The following is a 19,106-nucleotide window of genomic DNA, read 5'->3' on the forward strand; positions in this document are numbered from 1 at the left end:
TATTTCCAGGAGGAGAGCGCCATGAGTCAACGCGGGTTAGAGGCCCTGCTACGCCCCAAATCGATCGCCGTGATCGGGGCGTCGAATAAAACGCAGCGCACCGGCTATCTGATGATGCGCAACCTGCTGTCCGGCGGTTTTTCCGGACCGGTTCTGCCGGTAACCCCTTCCTGGAAGGCAGTATGCGGCGTGCTGGCCTGGCCAGATATCGATAGCCTGCCCTTCACGCCTGACCTGGCGGTGATCTGCACCCACGCCCGACGCAACCTGGAACTTCTGGAAGCGCTGGGCCGCAAGGGATGCAAAGCCTGCATCGTGCTCTCTTCCCCGCCGGAACAGCACACGGAACTGCTGGCCTGCGCCACCCGCTGGCAGATTCGCCTGCTTGGTCCTAACAGCCTGGGTCTGCTGGCCCCCTGGCAGGGGCTGAACGCCAGCTTCTCGCCGGTGCCCATTCATAAAGGTCGGCTGGCCTTCGTTTCCCAGTCCGCCGCGGTTTCCAATACCATTCTTGACTGGGCCCAGCAGCGCCAACTGGGCTTTGCCTGGTTTATCGCCCTTGGCGACAGCGTCGATATCCATGTCGATGAGCTGCTCGATTTCCTGGCCAGAGACAGTAAAACCAGCGCTATTTTGCTACATCTGGAACATCTGAGCGATGCCCGGCGCTTTGTCTCAGCAGCGCGCAGCGCTTCACGCAATAAACCGATTCTGGTGATTAAGAGCGGACGTGGTCCCCGGGCCCAGGCGCTGCTAAAAAGCCAGCCAGGGCTGGATGCCGCCTGGGATGCCGCCATTCAGCGCGCTGGTCTGTTGCGGGTACAGGATACTCACGAGCTCTTTTCCGCAGTTGAAACCCTAAGCTATATGCGACCGCTACGCGGCGAGCGACTGATGATTGTCAGTAACGGCGCGGCTCCCGCCGCGCTGGCCCTGGACGAACTGGAGTCGCGCAACGGCAAACTGGCCCAGTTGGATGAAGAGACACTGAGTCGGTTAAGTGCCGTACTGCCCGCAGGTGAAACTCCCGGTAACCCGCTGGACCTGCGCGACGATGCCACAGCGGAGCGCTATCTACAGGTGCTGGAGATACTGCTCGATACCCGACTGGTCGATGCGTTGATGGTCATCCATGCCCCAAGCGCTTCAGCGCCCGGCACAGAGAGCGCCCGGCAGATTATCGAGCTGGTCGCACGCCATCCGCGCGGTAAGCACGTAACGCTGCTGACCAACTGGTGCGGAGAGTTTTCATCCCAGGAAGCCCGCCGGTTATTCAGCGATGCCGGTATTCCCACCTACCGAACGCCGGAAGGAACCGTTACCTCATTTATGCATATGGTGGAGTACCGCCGTAACCAGAAACAGCTACGTGAAACGCCCGCCCTGCCCGCCAGCCTGACGGCCGATACCCGGGAAGCCCATAGCCTGATTCGCCAGGCGTTACAGGACGGCGCCACAACGCTGGATACCCACGAGGTACAGCCAATTATGCGTGCCTATGGTCTGGCAACGCTGCCAACCTGGATTGCCAGCGACAGCGTGGAGGCCGTGCATATTGCCGGGCAGATCGGCTACCCGGTCGCACTCAAGCTGCGTTCCCCGGATATTCCCCACAAATCGGAGGTTCAGGGGGTCATGCTCTATCTGCGTACCCCTGCTGAAGTCCAGCAGGCCGCCGATGCCATTCTCGAACGCGTGCGACAGACCTGGCCCCAGGCCCGGGTTCACGGGTTGCTGGTCCAGAGTATGGCCAACAGAGCCGGAGCCCAGGAGCTGCGAGTCGTCGTGGAGCAGGACCCGGTATTTGGCCCGCTGATTATGCTGGGCGAAGGCGGCGTCGCCTGGCGCCCTGATGAACAAGCCGCCGTAGCGCTACCGCCGCTGAATATGAATCTGGCGCGCTACCTGGTGATTCAGGCCATTAAGCGTCAGAAGATCCGCGGGCGCAGCGCGCTCAGAGCGCTGGATATTGACGGCCTGAGCCGCCTGCTGGTACAGGTCTCTAACCTGGTCGTGGATTGCCCACAGATCCAGCGCCTTGACATCCACCCCCTGCTCGCCTCCGGCAGCGAATTCACGCTGCTGGATGTGACGCTCCAACTGGCGGAGTTCCAGGGCGATACCGACAGTCGGCTGGCTATCCGCCCCTATCCCCAACAGTTGGAAGAGCTGGTGGAGATGAAAAACGGTGAACGCTGCCTGTTCCGCCCCATCCTTCCGGAAGATGAACCGCTGTTGCAGCGCTTTATCGCCCTGGTGACCAAAGAGGATCTCTACTACCGCTACTTCAGTGAAATCAACGAATTTACCCATGATGATTTAGCCAACATGACCCAGATCGACTACGATCGGGAAATGGCGTTCGTTGCGGTGCGTCACCAGGGCGACAGCGCAGAGATCCTGGGGGTAACCCGGGCTATCTCCGATCCGGATAATATCGATGCCGAATTCGCGGTACTGATTCGTTCGGATCTCAAAGGGCTGGGCCTGGGTCGCAGACTGCTGGAAAAATTGATCGGCTATACCCGAGATCACGGTTTGCAGCAGTTGAATGGGATTACCATGCCAGGCAATCAGGGAATGATCGCCCTGGCGCGTAAACTCGGCTTTAAGCTCAAAACCGATCTTGAAGACGGGATCGTTAACCTGACGTTATCGCTATCTGACCCGGATGGATGATTCCTGAGCAAGCAGAAATCTTCCCCCACATCGGCGGACAGTAATGGTATTATCGTCAGCTTCTGTCATCTGCATGGAACAGAAGGCCATCTAATGAATAGAGAAGAAACGCACTGTGATGTTGTCTAAATTTAAACGTAATAAACATCAACAACACCTTGCTCAGCTACCAAAACTTTCTCAGTCTGTTGATGACGTGGAGTTCTTTTATACCCCCGCTGACTTCCGGCAGACTCTGCTCCAGAAGATAGCCAGCGCCACCCGGCGCATCTGCGTCGTCGCGCTCTACCTTGAGCAGGACGATGGCGGAAAAGGGGTACTCTCCGCCCTGTATGAGGCTAAACGCCGCCGTCCCGAGTTGGAGGTGAGCGTACTGGTGGACTGGCACCGCGCCCAGCGTGGACGCATCGGCGATGCCGCTTCGCAAACCAATGCCGACTGGTACTGTAGCATGGCGCAGGAGAATCCTGACGTCAGCATTCCGGTGTACGGCGTGCCGATCAATACTCGTGAAGCACTGGGCGTACTCCACTTTAAAGGCTTTATCATCGACGACAGCGTACTGTACAGCGGCGCCAGTCTGAATGATGTCTATCTGCATCAGCACGATAAATACCGCTACGATCGCTACCATCTGATTCGCAACTCCCGGCTGGCGGATTTGATGTACGACTGGGTACAGACTCAGTTGGCGAACGGCAGCGCGGTTAACCGCCTGGACAGCAAGGTGCGCCCCAAAAGCCCGGAGATCAAAAACGAGATTCGCCTCTATCGCCAGACCCTGCGCGACGCGCCGTTGCGTTTTAAAGGCGATGCCAGCGACGACGAACTATCGGTCACCCCGCTGGTAGGGCTCGGCAAATCCAGCCAGTTGAATAAGGCTATCTATCATCTTATGCCCTGTACCGAGCATAAGCTGACCATCTGTACGCCCTACTTCAACTTACCGGCCGTGCTGGTACGCAGCATTATTCATCTGCTACGTACCGGAAAGCAGGTAGAGATTATCGTCGGCGACAAAACCGCCAACGACTTCTATATTCCTGAAGACCAGCCTTTTAAAATCATCGGCGCACTGCCTTATCTCTACGAAATCAATCTACGCCGTTTCCTCAGCCGTCTGCAATACTATGTGAATAACGGGCAACTGACCGTCCGGCTCTGGAAGGACGAGGATAACAGCTATCACCTGAAAGGGATGTGGGTGGACGATGAATGGATGCTGCTTACGGGCAACAACCTGAATCCCCGCGCCTGGCGACTGGATCTGGAAAACGCCATTCTGATCCACGATCCGTGGCATCAACTGGCAGCACAGCGCGATCACGAGCTGTCGCTGATCCGCACCCACACCACCGTTGTGCATCATTATCGGGATCTGCAGAGCATTGCTGATTACCCGGTAAAGGTACGCAAACTGATACGACGCCTGCGCCGTATCCGTATCGACAGGTTGATCAGCCGTATCCTCTGATAACTACCCGCCCCGCACTGTGGGGCATTCACTCTCAGGGATAAGCTATGCGTCGCACCGCCGTCGTCATCGCCACCCTGCTTCTGTCCGGCTGCGGCCACCATATGGCCAATGACAGTTGGGGAGGAGAGGATAAGGCACAGCACTTTATCGCATCCGCCATGCTGGCCGCCGCCGGTACTGAATATGGCCTGCATCAGGGCTACAGTCGGGACCGCAGCGCCTCTATCGGCTTTATGTTTTCTGTCTCTGTCGGAGCGGGTAAAGAGCTGTGGGATAGTCGCCCGGCCGGAACCGGCTGGAGCTGGCATGACTTTGCGTGGGACGTAGCCGGTGCAACCACCGGCTACGCCATCTGGCAACTGGCGGGGCGTTAGAGCTTCATCCCCTTCCCTTTACGGTGCAACATCAGGGAGACCAGGAAAGAAACGGCTCCCATAACAGAAACATACCAGAAGAAGCTGCTCTCGGAGCCCAGAGACTTCAGGGACAGCGCCACATATTCTGCAGATCCGCCAAACAGTGCGTTAGCCACCGCATAGGAAAGACCGACTCCCAGTGCCCGGACCTGCGCCGGGAACATCTCGGCCTTCAGAATGCCGCTAATGGAGGTGTAGAAGCTGGCAATCAACAGCGCCAGCATCACCAGACCGAAAGCCGCAAACGGCGAGCTGACGTTCTGTAGCGCCGTCAGAATCGGTACGGTGCCAATTGCCGCCAGCGAGCCGAAGCAGAGCATAGAGTTACGGCGACCAATCTTATCGGAAAGCGCGCCGAATAGCGGCTGAACCAGCATGTAGATGAACAGCGCCGCCGTCATTACCACGCTGGCGACGGAAGTCGACATTCCTGCGGTATTCACCAGATATTTCTGCATATAGGTGGTAAAGGTGTAGAACACCAGAGAGCCACCGGCGGTAAAGCCCAGAACCATAACGAAAGCGCGCCGGTTGCGCCACAGCCCTTTCAGCGAACCGGCCTCTTTCAATGCCCGGGTGCTTTTTTCTGATGTCTCATTCAGGGAACGACGCAGCCACAGAGCGACCAGCGCCAGTACGGCCCCCAGTGCGAAAGGTATACGCCATCCCCACTGGTGCAGCTGAGCATCAGTCAGAATTTGCTGTAGCACCACCACAACCAGCAGCGCCATCAGCTGACCACCGATCAGCGTGACATACTGGAAAGAGGCATAGAACCCCTTACGGCCTTCAATGGCGACCTCACTCATATAGGTAGCGCTGGTGCCATACTCACCGCCCACGGAAAGTCCCTGAAATAAGCGAGCCAGCAGCAGCAGCGCCGGCGCCCAGGTCCCAATCGTCGCATAACCTGGCAGACAGGCGATAACCAGCGAGCCAAAGCACATCATGCAAACCGAGATTAGCATGGAGGTTTTACGACCATGTTTGTCGGCGATCCAGCCAAATAACCAACCGCCGATAGGGCGCATCAGGAAGCCTGCGGCAAAGATACCGGCGGTCTGTAGCAGCTGTGTGGTGGGGTTTCCCGTGGGAAAAAAGATATGAGCAAAATAGAGTGAACAGAATGAGTAGACATAAAAATCAAACCACTCGACCAGGTTGCCGGATGAGGCACCGACAATCGCCCAGATCCGCTTTCGGGTATCGCTGGCGGCTAATTCCGTCTTTTGTGTTTCGACGGTTGCTTCAGTCATTATTTATTTCTCCTGTCTTCCGGTACGGCTTTGGAGCCGGTAAAACGCAAAGCATCAGATTGCGCTTAGCGACAGAGTAAAGAAAGTGTTAATTATTTGTTGTTTTGTGTTTTTGTGAAGCAGCCTGGAATTTTGAAATAACGCAAGAACCAGACCACTTTCAGTCGTAACCTGGAGAGGAAAGATAGTGAGGCGTACTGCGGGTTGATGCCTTCCACCCGCGGGGACAGGACAATTTTTCCCGGTGCACTCAACGCAAAAAACCCCGGTCAATGACCGGGGTTCTTCACTGGTTTGATGCCTGGCAGTTCCCTACTCTCGCATGGGGAGACCCCACACTACCATCGGCGCTACGGCGTTTCACTTCTGAGTTCGGCATGGGGTCAGGTGGGACCACCGCGCTCTCGCCGCCAGGCAAATTCTGTTCCACTTACCGCCATACAGGCCATAAGCGTTTATCCGTCACAAGCTGATTTGATTCTGTCTCTCAACATCACACCAAAACATCTTTGGCGTTGTAAGGTTAAGCCTCTCGGGTCATTAGTACCGGTTAGCTCAACGCATCGCTGCGCTTACACACCCGGCCTATCAACGTCGTCGTCTTCAACGTCCCTTCAGGAGACTCAAAGGTCTCAGGGAAGACTCATCTCGGGGCAAGTTTCGTGCTTAGATGCTTTCAGCACTTATCTTTTCCGCACTTAGCTACCGGGCAATGCAATTGGCATCACAACCCGAACACCAGTGGTGCGTCCACTCCGGTCCTCTCGTACTAGGAGCAGCCCCCCTCAGTCTTCCAGCGCCCACGGCAGATAGGGACCGAACTGTCTCACGACGTTCTAAACCCAGCTCGCGTACCACTTTAAATGGCGAACAGCCATACCCTTGGGACCTACTTCAGCCCCAGGATGTGATGAGCCGACATCGAGGTGCCAAACACCGCCGTCGATATGAACTCTTGGGCGGTATCAGCCTGTTATCCCCGGAGTACCTTTTATCCGTTGAGCGATGGCCCTTCCATTCAGAACCACCGGATCACTATGACCTGCTTTCGCACCTGCTCGCGCCGTCACGCTCGCAGTCAAGCTGGCTTATGCCATTGCACTAACCTCCTGATGTCCGACCAGGATTAGCCAACCTTCGTGCTCCTCCGTTACTCTTTGGGAGGAGACCGCCCCAGTCAAACTACCCACCAGACACTGTCCCCACGCCAGATAATGGCGCCAGGTTAGAACATCAAACATTAAAGGGTGGTATTTCAAGGTTGGCTCCACGCAGACTTGCGTCCACGCTTCAAAGCCTCCCACCTATCCTACACATCAAGGCTCAATGTTCAGTGTCAAGCTATAGTAAAGGTTCACGGGGTCTTTCCGTCTTGCCGCGGGTACACTGCATCTTCACAGCGAGTTCAATTTCACTGAGTCCCGGGTGGAGACAGCCTGGCCATCATTACGCCATTCGTGCAGGTCGGAACTTACCCGACAAGGAATTTCGCTACCTTAGGACCGTTATAGTTACGGCCGCCGTTTACCGGGGCTTCGATCAGGAGCTTCTGGTTACCCATAACCCCATCAATTAACCTTCCGGCACCGGGCAGGCGTCACACCCTATACGTCCACTTTCGTGTTTGCAGAGTGCTGTGTTTTTAATAAACAGTTGCAGCCAGCTGGTATCTTCGACTGACTTCAGCTCCACCCGCAGGGGCTTCACCTACATGTCAGCGTGCCTTCTCCCGAAGTTACGGCACCATTTTGCCTAGTTCCTTCACCCGGGTTCTCTCAAGCGCCTTGGTATTCTCTACCTGACCACCTGTGTCGGTTTCGGGTACGATTCGTTGTTACCTGAAGCTTAGAGGCTTTTCCTGGAAGCAGGGCATTTGTCACTTCAGCACCGTAGTGCCTCGTCATCACGCCTCAGCCTTAACTTTCCGGATTTGCCTGGAAAGTCAGCCTACACGCTTAAACCGGGACGACCGTCGCCCGGATGACATAGCCTTCTCCGTTCCCCCATCGCAGTAACACCGAGTACGGGAATATTAACCCGTTTCCCATCGACTACGCCTTTCGGCCTCGCCTTAGGGGTCGACTCACCCTGCCCCGATTAACGTTGGACAGGAACCCTTGGTCTTCCGGCGAGCGGGCTTTTCACCCGCTTTATCGTTACTCATGTCAGCATTCGCACTTCTGATACCTCCAGCATGCCTCACAGCACACCTTCGCAGGCTTACAGAACGCTCCCCTACCCAACGGACGTATCCTTAAGCCGCCTCGACTTTAATGAACGCATTGACGTCGCAAAAAACGCTCCGTCAATCATTAAGCCTCTGTAAGACGTCTTAAGTGATACGTCCGCTGCCGCAGCTTCGGTGCATGGTTTAGCCCCGTTACATCTTCCGCGCAGGCCGACTCGACCAGTGAGCTATTACGCTTTCTTTAAATGATGGCTGCTTCTAAGCCAACATCCTGGCTGTCTGGGCCTTCCCACATCGTTTCCCACTTAACCATGACTTTGGGACCTTAGCTGGCGGTCTGGGTTGTTTCCCTCTTCACGACGGACGTTAGCACCCGCCGTGTGTCTCCCGTGATAACATTCTCCGGTATTCGTAGTTTGCATCGGGTTGGTAAGCCGGGATGGCCCCCTAGCCGAAACAGTGCTCTACCCCCGGAGATGAATTCACGAGGCGCTACCTAAATAGCTTTCGGGGAGAACCAGCTATCTCCCGGTTTGATTGGCCTTTCACCCCCAGCCACAGGTCATCCGCTAATTTTTCAACATTAGTCGGTTCGGTCCTCCAGTTAGTGTTACCCAACCTTCAACCTGCCCATGGCTAGATCACCGGGTTTCGGGTCTATACCCTGCAACTTAACGCCCGGTTAAGACTCGGTTTCCCTTCGGCTCCCCTATTCGGTTAACCTTGCTACAGAATATAAGTCGCTGACCCATTATACAAAAGGTACGCAGTCACACCCATAAAGAGTGCTCCCACTGCTTGTACGTACACGGTTTCAGGTTCTGTTTCACTCCCCTCGCCGGGGTTCTTTTCGCCTTTCCCTCACGGTACTGGTTCACTATCGGTCAGTCAGGAGTATTTAGCCTTGGAGGATGGTCCCCCCATATTCAGACAGGATAACACGTGTCCCGCCCTACTCATCGAGCTCACAGCATGTGCATTTTCGTGTACGGGGCTGTCACCCTGTATCGCCGGACTTTCCAGACCGTTCCACTAATACACACGCTGATTCAGACTCTGGGCTCTTCCCCGTTCGCTCGCCGCTACTCAGGGAATCTCGGTTGATTTCTTTTCCTCGGGGTACTTAGATGTTTCAGTTCTCCCGGTTCGCCTCATTAACCTATGGATTCAGTTAATGATAGTGTGACGAATCACACTGGGTTTCCCCATTCGGACATCGTCGGTTATAACGCCTCATATCAGCTTACCGACGCTTTTCGCAGATTAGCACGTCCTTCATCGCCTCTGACTGCCAGGGCATCCACCGTGTACGCTTATTCGCTTAACCTCACAACCCGAAGATGTCTTCGTGTTGCAAGCTTGAGAGACCCATTAAACGGTTTTCCCGTTTATGGATTATCAATTTTCAGCTTGTTCCGGATTGTTAAAGAGCAGATACTTCACAATGCACGATTAAGTACATTCTGAAGTAGTGTTATGGTGGAGCTATGCGGGATCGAACCGCAGACCTCCTGCGTGCAAAGCAGGCGCTCTCCCAGCTGAGCTATAGCCCCAAAGTCGTTAGATAACCTCGTTCACCGTTAATTTTTCCTGAGGCAAGGCGTGGAATGGCGAAGCATACAATCAGTATGCGAGTCATTTCACAACGCGGCATCAGGGAAAATTTGGTAGGCCTGAGTGGACTTGAACCACCGACCTCACCCTTATCAGGGGTGCGCTCTAACCACCTGAGCTACAAGCCTGTAGAGGTTTTCACTGCTTCTTTGTTTTTCATCAGACAATCTGTGTGGACACTGCGAAACCTGTATCCAAAGGTAAGGAGGTGATCCAACCGCAGGTTCCCCTACGGTTACCTTGTTACGACTTCACCCCAGTCATGAATCACAAAGTGGTAAGCGCCCTCCCGAAGGTTAAGCCACCTACTTCTTTTGCAACCCACTCCCATGGTGTGACGGGCGGTGTGTACAAGGCCCGGGAACGTATTCACCGTGACATTCTGATTCACGATTACTAGCGATTCCGACTTCATGGAGTCGAGTTGCAGACTCCAATCCGGACTACGACGCACTTTATGAGGTCCGCTTGCTCTCGCGAGGTCGCTTCTCTTTGTATGCGCCATTGTAGCACGTGTGTAGCCCTGGTCGTAAGGGCCATGATGACTTGACGTCATCCCCACCTTCCTCCGGTTTATCACCGGCAGTCTCCTTTGAGTTCCCGACCGAATCGCTGGCAACAAAGGATAAGGGTTGCGCTCGTTGCGGGACTTAACCCAACATTTCACAACACGAGCTGACGACAGCCATGCAGCACCTGTCTCACGGTTCCCGAAGGCACAGTCTCATCTCTGAGACCTTCCGTGGATGTCAAGACCAGGTAAGGTTCTTCGCGTTGCATCGAATTAAACCACATGCTCCACCGCTTGTGCGGGCCCCCGTCAATTCATTTGAGTTTTAACCTTGCGGCCGTACTCCCCAGGCGGTCGACTTAACGCGTTAGCTCCGGAAGCCACGAGTCAAGCTCACAGCCTCCAAGTCGACATCGTTTACGGCGTGGACTACCAGGGTATCTAATCCTGTTTGCTCCCCACGCTTTCGCACCTGAGCGTCAGTCTTCGTCCAGGAGGCCGCCTTCGCCACCGGTATTCCTCCAGATCTCTACGCATTTCACCGCTACACCTGGAATTCTACCTCCCTCTACGAGACTCCAGCTGGCCAGTTTCAAATGCAGTTCCCGGGTTGAGCCCGGGGATTTCACATCTGACTTAACCAACCGCCTGCGTGCGCTTTACGCCCAGTAATTCCGATTAACGCTTGCACCCTCCGTATTACCGCGGCTGCTGGCACGGAGTTAGCCGGTGCTTCTTCTGTCAGTAACGTCAATGTATGAACGTATTAAGCTCACACCCTTCCTCCTGACTGAAAGTACTTTACAACCCGAAGGCCTTCTTCATACACGCGGCATGGCTGCATCAGGCTTGCGCCCATTGTGCAATATTCCCCACTGCTGCCTCCCGTAGGAGTCTGGACCGTGTCTCAGTTCCAGTGTGGCTGGTCATCCTCTCAGACCAGCTAGGGATCGTCGCCCAGGTAGGCCATTACCCTACCTGCTAGCTAATCCCATCTGGGTTCATCTGATGGCGTGAGGCCCGAAGGTCCCCCACTTTGCTCTTTCGAGATTATGCGGTATTAGCCACCGTTTCCAGTGGTTATCCCCCTCCATCAGGCAGATCCCCAGACATTACTCACCCGTCCGCCGCTCGCCGGCAAGGAAGCAAGCTTCCTTCCGCTGCCGCTCGACTTGCATGTGTTAGGCCTGCCGCCAGCGTTCAATCTGAGCCATGATCAAACTCTTCAATTAAAGTTTGATGCTCAAAGAATTAAACTTCGTAATGAATTACGTGTTCACTCTTGAGACTTGATATTCATTTAGCGTCTTTCGACGTTCAGGATATCAGTGCTTTCGAGTGCCCACACAGATTGTCTGATAAATTGTTAAAGAGCAGTTGCGCGCTGTTTTGTCAGTGGCGCGGGCTGCGTATATTACGCTTTCCCGCTTGAGAGTCAAGCGTTTATTTTCGCTTTCGTCCCGCTGACCCGGTGTGCCGTAAGGCGTTGTTCCGTGTCAGTGGTGGCGCATTATAGGGCCTGAATTCGTGCTGGCAAGGGAATATCTTAAAAAAAATGCCAAATGAACACTTTTCAAGCGACATGAGTAAAAATATAGCAGAACCGGCGAAAAAGAAGACAAAAACGGGCCCGAAAGGCCCGTTTTTCCATTACGACTGAACAGCAACGATTTGGTCGTCTTTCACCTTCAGCTCGACAGGCTTACCCGGCAGCAGTTCACCCGACAGGATCTGCTGCGCCAACGGGTTCTCTATCTGTTGCTGAATAGCGCGTTTTAACGGACGCGCCCCGTAAACCGGGTCGTAGCCGTTTTCACCCAGCCGTTTCAGCGCCTCATCCGAAATGTGAACGGTATAACCGCGCTCTTCAAGACGCTGATAGAGTCGCTGCAGCTGAATCTGGGCAATCGATGCAATATGCTGTTCGCCCAGTGGGTGGAAGACCACCACTTCATCAATACGGTTGATGAACTCAGGGCGGAAGCTATGGCTTACGACGTCTAACACCAGCTCTTTCATATGGGCATAATCCAGTTCGCCAAAGCGCTCCTGGATCAGATCGGACCCCAGGTTGGAGGTCATGATCACCACGGTATTCCGGAAATCTACCGTTCTGCCCTGCCCGTCCGTCAGACGACCGTCATCCAGAACCTGAAGCAGGATGTTAAACACATCCGGGTGCGCCTTTTCCACTTCATCCAGCAGGATGACGGAATATGGGCGACGCCGTACCGCTTCGGTCAGATAACCGCCCTCTTCGTAACCGACATATCCCGGAGGCGCCCCGACCAGACGGGAAACCGAATGTTTCTCCATAAACTCGGACATATCGATACGCACCATGGCATCGTCGCTGTCGAACATAAAGTTGGCCAGCGTTTTACAGAGTTCGGTTTTACCCACCCCGGTCGGTCCCAGGAACAGGAACGAACCGATCGGTCGATTAGGATCTGACAACCCGGCGCGGCTACGGCGAATCGCATTCGAAACGGCTTCTACCGCTTCATCCTGACCAATCACGCGCTGATGCAGATCCTGCTCCATACGCAGCAGTTTTTCACGCTCGCTCTCCATCATTCTGGCAACCGGAATACCGGTCCAACGCGCCAGCACTTCGGCGATCTCGGCATCGGTCACCTTGTTACGCAGCAGACGCATAGTTTTGCCTTCTGACTGCGTGGCGGATGCCAGCTGTTTTTCCAGCTCGGGAATCTGCCCGTATTGCAGTTCGGACATCCGTCCCAGGTCACCGACGCGACGCGCCTGCTCCATGGCGATTTTCGCCTGTTCCAGCTCGGCTTTAATAGTCTGGGTACCGGAAAGCGACGCTTTCTCTGCCTTCCACTCCTCTTCCAGGGTCGAATATTCACGCTCTTTATCCGACAGTTCGTCGTTGAGCATCTCCAGCCGTTTTTGACTGGCCTCATCAGACTCTTTCAACAGGGCCTGCTGCTCCAGCTTCAACTGGATAATCCGACGGTCGAGGCGGTCCAGCTCTTCCGGCTTAGAGTCTATCTGCATGCGAATGCTGGAAGCCGCTTCATCGATCAGGTCGATAGCTTTATCCGGCAGCTGGCGATCGGAAATGTAGCGGTGCGACAGCGTTGCGGCAGCGACGATGGCCGGGTCAGTAATCTGCACGTGATGATGCAGTTCATAACGCTCTTTCAGCCCGCGCAGAATGGCGATGGTATCCTCAACCGACGGTTCAGCAACAAATACCTTCTGGAAGCGACGCTCCAGCGCGGCATCTTTCTCTATATACTGGCGGTATTCGTCGAGCGTCGTGGCGCCCACGCAGTGCAGTTCACCACGGGCCAGCGCCGGTTTCAGCATATTACCGGCATCCATGGCGCCATCAGCCTTACCGGCACCAACCATGGTGTGCAACTCATCGATAAACAGGATGACGTTACCTTCCTGTTTGGAGAGATCGTTCAGCACCCCTTTCAGGCGCTCTTCGAATTCACCGCGATATTTTGCGCCCGCCACCAGCGCCCCCATATCCAGTGCCAACACCCGGCGGCCTTTCAGCCCTTCCGGCACTTCGCCGTTGACAATTCGCTGGGCCAGCCCCTCGACGATGGCGGTTTTACCCACCCCAGGTTCCCCGATCAGTACCGGGTTATTTTTAGTACGGCGCTGCAACACCTGGATGGTGCGGCGAATCTCTTCATCACGACCGATGACCGGGTCCAGCTTGCCGCTTTCCGCCCGTTCGGTCAGATCGATGGTAAATTTCTTCAGTGCCTGACGCTGATCTTCAGCACTCTGGTCGTTCACACTTTCTCCTCCGCGTATCTGCTCAATCGCCTGTGTCACGCCAGCCGTCGTGGCACCCGCGGTTTTTAACAGATCCGCCAAAGTGCCGCGGGACTCCAGCGCCGCAAGGACGAAAAGCTCCGACGAAATAAAGTTGTCATTACGTTTCTGCGCCAGTTTGTCGCAAAGATTTAAGGCGCGAACCAGGTCCTGTGAAGGCTGTACATCACCGCCGGTACCCTCCACCTGCGGTAGCCGGCTTAACGCCTGCTCAATAGATGTACGTAGCTGGCCGACGTTAACGCCCGCAGACGTTAATAACGGCGCAACGGAACCGCCTTCCTGCTTCAGCAGGGCGCTCATCAGATGAAGGGGTTCAATAAATTGGTTGTCGTGCCCGAGTGCAAGGGATTGGGCATCGGCGAGGGCAAGCTGGAATTTATTAGTAAGACGATCCAGACGCATAACTCCTCCCATAACAGGTCAAAATTGCTACTGGAGATTAAATGAGGTCATCCCTCAATTATTCAAGGTTAATGACCATAATTATGTGAAGGAATAGCTACCCGTACTGGATCGTCTTGATTTTATAGGTTATATCAGCCAGATGAAACTTGCCATACGACCAGTCGTTCTATCGCGGCGATAAGAGAAAAAATCGCCACTCTCGCTAAATGTGCAGCGTTCTCCACCAAAGACCTGATGAACGCCCACATTCGCCAGGCGCTGACGTGCAATCTGATATATATCGGCGAAAAATTTTTCACCGACCGGACGAAAAGCACTTTCAGCCTGGGAGTCTTTCGCCACAAAGGCCTCACGCACTTCACCTCCGACTTCAAAGGCTGCGGGACCAATGGCGGGTCCCAGCCATGCCATAAGATTCTCCGGGCGGTCACGGAAACAGGAGACGGTCTCTTCCAGTACACCTTCACACAGGCCGCGCCATCCAGCGTGAGCAGCAGCCACTTCATTTCCCGCCGTATTACAGAATAGCACCGGCAGACAGTCCGCCGTCATTACCGCACAAACGGTTGACCGGCGATCGCTCCAGGAGGCATCGGCACGCTTCGAAGCTGGCACAGTACCGTCCAGCTTCAGCACCGCACGACCGTGTACCTGCTCCAACCAGACCGGCGCAGAAGGGAATGCCGCCGCCTCATAGAAAAGGCGTCGGTTTTCCTCCACCAGCCGGGGATCGTCACCACAGTGAGCCCCAAGGTTCATGGAGTCCCAGGGGGCATGACTAACGCCTCCCACCCGGGTGGAGCTACAGGCCGCCACGCCCGCAGGCATCGGCCACTCTGGAACGATCAGTTTGGTCATAGCCAGTCAACCCGGTCCTTATGTTCTTCAAAGTCATCGCGCAGCGCGGCGATCAAATCCACCATGTCCTGAGGAATGGGCGCATGCCACTCCATCTCGATACCGGTGATGGGATGATACAGCCTCAGCATGGTAGCGTGCAGCGCCTGCCTGTCGAATTTGCGTAGCGCATCGATAAAGGCTTCTGACGCCCCCTTCGGCGGGCGAGGACGACCGCCGTAAAGCGGGTCACCCACCAGAGGATGAGTAATGTGCGCCATATGAACGCGGATCTGGTGAGTACGACCCGTCTCCAGCCGCAGCCGCAGCCGGGTGTGGATACGAAAGTGCTCCATAATACGGTAGTGGGTTACCGCCGGTTTGCCCATCGGATGTACCGACATATGGGTGCGTTTCGTGGGATGGCGGCTGATAGGCTCATTTACCGTTCCCCCTGCCGTCATATGACCGATAGCGATGGCCTCGTATTCGCGGGTGATCTCACGACGTTGCAGCGCATCCACCAGGTGAGTCTGCGCCGGAATGGTCTTTGCCACCACCATCAACCCGGTGGTGTCCTTGTCCAGGCGATGAACAATACCGGCGCGCGGTACATCGACGATCGGCGGGTAGTAGTGCAACAACGCGTTCAGTATCGTGCCGTCCGGGTTACCTGCGCCGGGATGGACCACCAGGTCGCGTGGCTTATTGATAACGATGATGTCATCGTCTTCATAAACGATATCCAGCGGGATATCCTGCGGTTCGAAGCGGGCTTCCTCTTCGATCTCTGCATCGATATCAACGCTCTCGCCGCCCAACACTTTCTCTTTTGGTTTTTCGCAAATGTTGCCATTGACCCGCACCCGCCGGTCAAGAATCCATTCTTTTATTCGCGAACGGGAATAATCCGGGAACAATTCGGCCAAAGCCTGATCTAAGCGTTGGCCGAGTTGTGACTCGGACACCGTTGCGGTGAGTTTTACTGGTTGTGCCATATACAGCTTCTTCGTTAACCTTGGGTTTTTACGGCTTCGCCGTTTAATATAGTGTGCTATTGTAGCTGGTCTTCAACGGGAGCTTAACGGAGAGTCTCCCTGAATAACATTCTGAGGAAAGTCAAAACGTCATGACGCGCATGAAATATCTGGTGGCTGCCGCCACGCTGAGCCTGGCCCTGGTCGGTTGCTCCAGCACCAAAGATGAGGTGCCCGACAGTTCACCCTCCGACATCTACTCGACTGCTCAGCAAAAGCTGCAGGACGGTAACTGGAAAGCGGCGATAACGCAACTGGAAGCGCTGGATAACCGCTATCCGTTTGGACCTTACTCGCAGCAGGTGCAGCTCGATCTGATCTACGCCTATTACAAAAATGCCGATCTTCCGCTGGCGCAGGCCGCCATCGATCGCTTTATGCGCCTGAACCCGACCCACCCCAATATCGACTACGTACTTTATATGCGCGGATTAACCGATATGGCGATGGATGACAGCGCGCTTCAGGGCTTCTTTGGGGTCGATCGCTCGGATCGCGATCCGCGCCATGCCCGCGACGCCTTCAATGACTTTTCAAAGCTGGTGCGCGGCTACCCCAACAGTCAGTACGCAACCGATGCCGCCCGTCGTATGACGTTCCTGAAAAATCGTCTGTCGAAATATGAGCTTTCCGTCGCTCAGTACTACACCCGTCGCGGCGCATGGGTAGCGGTGGTAAACCGTGTTGAAGGCATGCTGCGTGATTATCCGGATACTCAGGCCACGCGCGATGCTCTGCCGCTGATGGAAAATGCTTACCGTCAGCTGCAGCTGAATGCCGAAGCGGAAAAGGTCGCAAAAATCATTGCCGCCAACCGCTGATTCAGCGTCCCACAAAAAACGGCAGCCCGTGCGCTGCCGTTTTTTTATACATTTTTTCGCCTGCTGACGCGTATCAACCTGCAAGACATCTCATCAAATATGGCCCCTGGCGCCGGAAAGCTCAAGTGAAAAATCGCCTCTTCCTGTCCTGACTCACAAAAAGGTTTTGTTGACAAAACGTGACATATCTCCGTGATTTGGATCACACATTTTGACATTAGAAGCGGTATGCTGAAATCACCAAGACGGGAAAGACAAGAGGTAAATTTATGACAATGAACATTACCAGCAAACAGATGGAAATCACCCCGGCAATCCGCCAGCACGTCGCAGACCGTCTCACCAAACTGGACAAATGGCAAACTCATTTGATTAACCCCCACATCATCTTGTCCAAAGAGCCGCAGGGATTTGTGGCCGATGCCACCATTAACACCCCCAACGGCCAGCTGGTCGCCAGCGCGAAACATAACGATATGTATACCGCCATTAACGACCTGATCGCCAAGCTGGAGCGCCAGCTGAACAAAGTACAGCACAAGGGAGAAGCCCGCCGCGCCACCGCTTCAGTGAAGGATGCGGCGCCGGTAGCCGACCCGGGGGTCTGAGTTTTATCGACACAGTTTCATATAAGGAGCGCGCCTTCGGGCGCGTTTTTTATTGACAGAGTGAAACGAGTGTAGTTACTTTAAAAACCGGTCCCCAATGGAACAGATATCGTGAAACTTCAGCCGTTCTTCTTCGCATTCTTCTTTTTTACCTTCCCCTGAATGGGAGGCATTTCGTCATGTAAAAAGAATGCGAAGACGAACTGACAGGCCTCCCAAACGGGAGGCCTTTTTTATGATAACGACAAAAAAGGTAGCACTATGAGCGACAACCCCCTGCTGGCCCTGCGTAACAGAATCAGCGCCCTGGACGAAAAATTACTGGCCCTGCTGGCCGAACGCCGCCAGCTGGCGGTAGAAGTCGGTCAGGCCAAGCTCAGGTCCCATCGCCCGGTGCGTGATATCGACCGCGAGCGCGACCTGCTGGAACGGCTTATCGCCCTGGGCAAACCCCATCACCTGGATGCTCACTACATTACCCGTCTGTTCCAGTTGATTATCGAAGATTCGGTTCTGACCCAGCAGGCGCTGCTCCAGAAGCACCTGAACAAGATTAATCCCCGCTCCGCCCGTATCGCCTTCCTGGGGCCAAAAGGCTCATACTCCCATCTGGCGGCACGTCGCTATGCCGCCCGCCACTTCGACGAGTTTATCGAAAGCGGTTGCCCTAAATTCCAGGATATTTTCCAGCAGGTGGAAACCGGCCAGGCCGATTACGCCGTGGTGCCCGTGGAAAACACCAGCTCAGGCTCCATCAATGACGTCTACGATCTGCTACAGCACACCAGCCTTTCCATCGTTGGCGAGCTAACCCTGCCCATCGATCACTGCGTGCTGGTCGCGACCACCACTGACCTGGATCAGATCGAAACCGTCTACAGCCATCCTCAGCCGTTCCAGCAGTGCAGCCAGTTTATTAATCGCCATCCGAACTGGAAGATCGAGTACTGTGAAAGTACTGCCGCCGCCATGGAGAAAGTCGCCCAATCCGGCTCACCGAAGGTCGCCGCCCTGGGTAGCGAAGACGGCGGAGCGCTCTATGGGCTGCAGGTATTGGATCGCCATCTCGCTAACCAGACCCAGAACATCACCCGGTTCCTGGTACTGGCCCGTAAAGCCATCGGCGTTTCCGACCAGGTGCCAGCTAAGACGACACTGCTGATGGCTACCGGCCAGCAGGCGGGCGCGCTGGTGGAGGCGCTGCTGGTGCTGCGTAACCACAACCTGATTATGGTGAAGCTGGAATCACGGCCCATTCACGGTAATCCGTGGGAAGAGATGTTTTATCTTGATATTCAGGCCAACCTTGAGTCGGCAGACATGCGGCAGGCGCTGCGTGAGTTGGGCGAGATCGCCCGTTCGATGAAAGTGCTGGGCTGCTACCCCAGCGAGAATGTGGTGCCGGTGAATCCGGCATAGCAAAAAAGCCCGC

11 protein-coding genes, 2 tRNA genes, 3 rRNA genes and 1 other annotated feature are annotated in these 19,106 nt (G+C 55.1%); of the genes, 7 read left to right on the plus strand and 9 right to left on the minus strand.

The features are described from left to right. Positions 1 to 21 precede the first annotated feature (21 nt). The 3 genes from SCU88_RS19220 to SCU88_RS19230 all read left to right on the plus strand — a co-directional run bounded on the left by SCU88_RS19220 (position 22) and on the right by SCU88_RS19230 (position 4,530). Positions 22 to 2,679 (plus strand): GNAT family N-acetyltransferase, encoded by a 2,658-nt coding sequence (locus tag SCU88_RS19220; RefSeq protein WP_175342049.1) that lies wholly within the window; start codon positions 22 to 24, stop codon positions 2,677 to 2,679. A gap of 118 nt (positions 2,680 to 2,797) precedes the next feature. After that, positions 2,798 to 4,153, plus strand: coding sequence for a CDP-diacylglycerol--serine O-phosphatidyltransferase (gene pssA / locus SCU88_RS19225; protein ID WP_175342103.1), 1,356 nt, complete (start codon positions 2,798 to 2,800; stop codon positions 4,151 to 4,153). Between the two features lie 47 nt (positions 4,154 to 4,200). Further along, positions 4,201 to 4,530 (plus strand): YfiM family lipoprotein, encoded by a 330-nt coding sequence (locus SCU88_RS19230; protein ID WP_138098967.1) that lies wholly within the window; start codon positions 4,201 to 4,203, stop codon positions 4,528 to 4,530. Here the strand turns inward: SCU88_RS19230 and SCU88_RS19235 are convergent. The 9 genes from SCU88_RS19235 to rluD all read right to left on the minus strand — a co-directional run bounded on the left by SCU88_RS19235 (position 4,527) and on the right by rluD (position 16,206). Continuing rightward, positions 4,527 to 5,828: an MFS family transporter gene (locus SCU88_RS19235; protein WP_138098968.1), complete on the minus strand. Its 1,302-nt coding sequence runs from the start codon at positions 5,826 to 5,828 to the stop codon at positions 4,527 to 4,529. The genes SCU88_RS19230 and SCU88_RS19235 overlap by 4 nt on opposite strands. A gap of 299 nt (positions 5,829 to 6,127) precedes the next feature. Next, a 5S ribosomal RNA gene (gene rrf / locus SCU88_RS19240) occupies positions 6,128 to 6,243 on the minus strand. A 104-nt stretch (positions 6,244 to 6,347) separates the two neighbouring features. Further along, positions 6,348 to 9,343 (minus strand): 23S ribosomal RNA (locus tag SCU88_RS19245). Between the two features lie 150 nt (positions 9,344 to 9,493). Further along, positions 9,494 to 9,569 (minus strand) — tRNA-Ala (locus SCU88_RS19250). Positions 9,570 to 9,681: 112 nt separating this feature from the next. Beyond that, a tRNA-Ile gene (locus SCU88_RS19255) sits at positions 9,682 to 9,758 on the minus strand. 73 nt (positions 9,759 to 9,831) lie between these two features. Then, a 16S ribosomal RNA gene (locus tag SCU88_RS19260) occupies positions 9,832 to 11,373 on the minus strand. The 16S, 23S and 5S rRNA genes sit together here with 2 tRNA genes alongside, the layout of an rRNA operon. A 418-nt stretch (positions 11,374 to 11,791) precedes the next feature. Beyond that, a complete protein-coding gene (clpB, locus tag SCU88_RS19265; RefSeq protein WP_138098969.1) occupies positions 11,792 to 14,368 on the minus strand; it encodes an ATP-dependent chaperone ClpB in 2,577 nt (858 codons plus the stop codon). Positions 14,369 to 14,497: 129 nt separating this feature from the next. Then, on the minus strand, positions 14,498 to 15,229 hold the full coding sequence (gene yfiH, locus SCU88_RS19270; protein WP_138098970.1) for a purine nucleoside phosphorylase YfiH: 732 nt from the start codon (positions 15,227 to 15,229) through the stop codon (positions 14,498 to 14,500). Further along, positions 15,226 to 16,206: a 23S rRNA pseudouridine(1911/1915/1917) synthase RluD gene (rluD, locus tag SCU88_RS19275; protein WP_138098971.1), complete on the minus strand. Its 981-nt coding sequence runs from the start codon at positions 16,204 to 16,206 to the stop codon at positions 15,226 to 15,228. The genes yfiH and rluD overlap by 4 nt, the downstream gene beginning before the upstream one ends. A gap of 131 nt (positions 16,207 to 16,337) precedes the next feature. On the opposite strand from rluD, the gene bamD reads away from it, so the two are divergent. The 4 genes from bamD (at position 16,338) to pheA (ending at position 19,093) form a co-directional block, all read left to right on the plus strand. After that, complete coding sequence (bamD, locus tag SCU88_RS19280) at positions 16,338 to 17,066, plus strand: outer membrane protein assembly factor BamD (RefSeq protein ID WP_138098972.1); 729 nt, start codon at positions 16,338 to 16,340, stop codon at positions 17,064 to 17,066. Positions 17,067 to 17,335: 269 nt separating this feature from the next. Further along, positions 17,336 to 17,674, plus strand: coding sequence for a ribosome-associated translation inhibitor RaiA (raiA, locus tag SCU88_RS19285; protein WP_138098973.1), 339 nt, complete (start codon positions 17,336 to 17,338; stop codon positions 17,672 to 17,674). 110 nt (positions 17,675 to 17,784) lie between these two features. Next, positions 17,785 to 17,911 (plus strand) — a sequence feature (Phe leader region). Beyond that, positions 17,786 to 17,836, plus strand: coding sequence for a hypothetical protein (locus tag SCU88_RS19290; RefSeq protein ID WP_196240491.1), 51 nt, complete (start codon positions 17,786 to 17,788; stop codon positions 17,834 to 17,836). It overlaps the preceding feature by 51 nt. Positions 17,912 to 17,935: 24 nt before the next feature. Then, entirely contained in the window at positions 17,936 to 19,093 is a 1,158-nt protein-coding gene (gene pheA / locus SCU88_RS19295) for a bifunctional chorismate mutase/prephenate dehydratase (protein ID WP_175340865.1), read from the plus strand. The last annotated feature ends 13 nt before the right edge of the window (positions 19,094 to 19,106 follow it).

It is taken from the genome of Jejuibacter sp. L23, assembly GCF_050815825.1.
Taxonomy (GTDB): Bacteria; Pseudomonadota; Gammaproteobacteria; order Enterobacterales; family Enterobacteriaceae; genus Jejubacter; species Jejubacter calystegiae.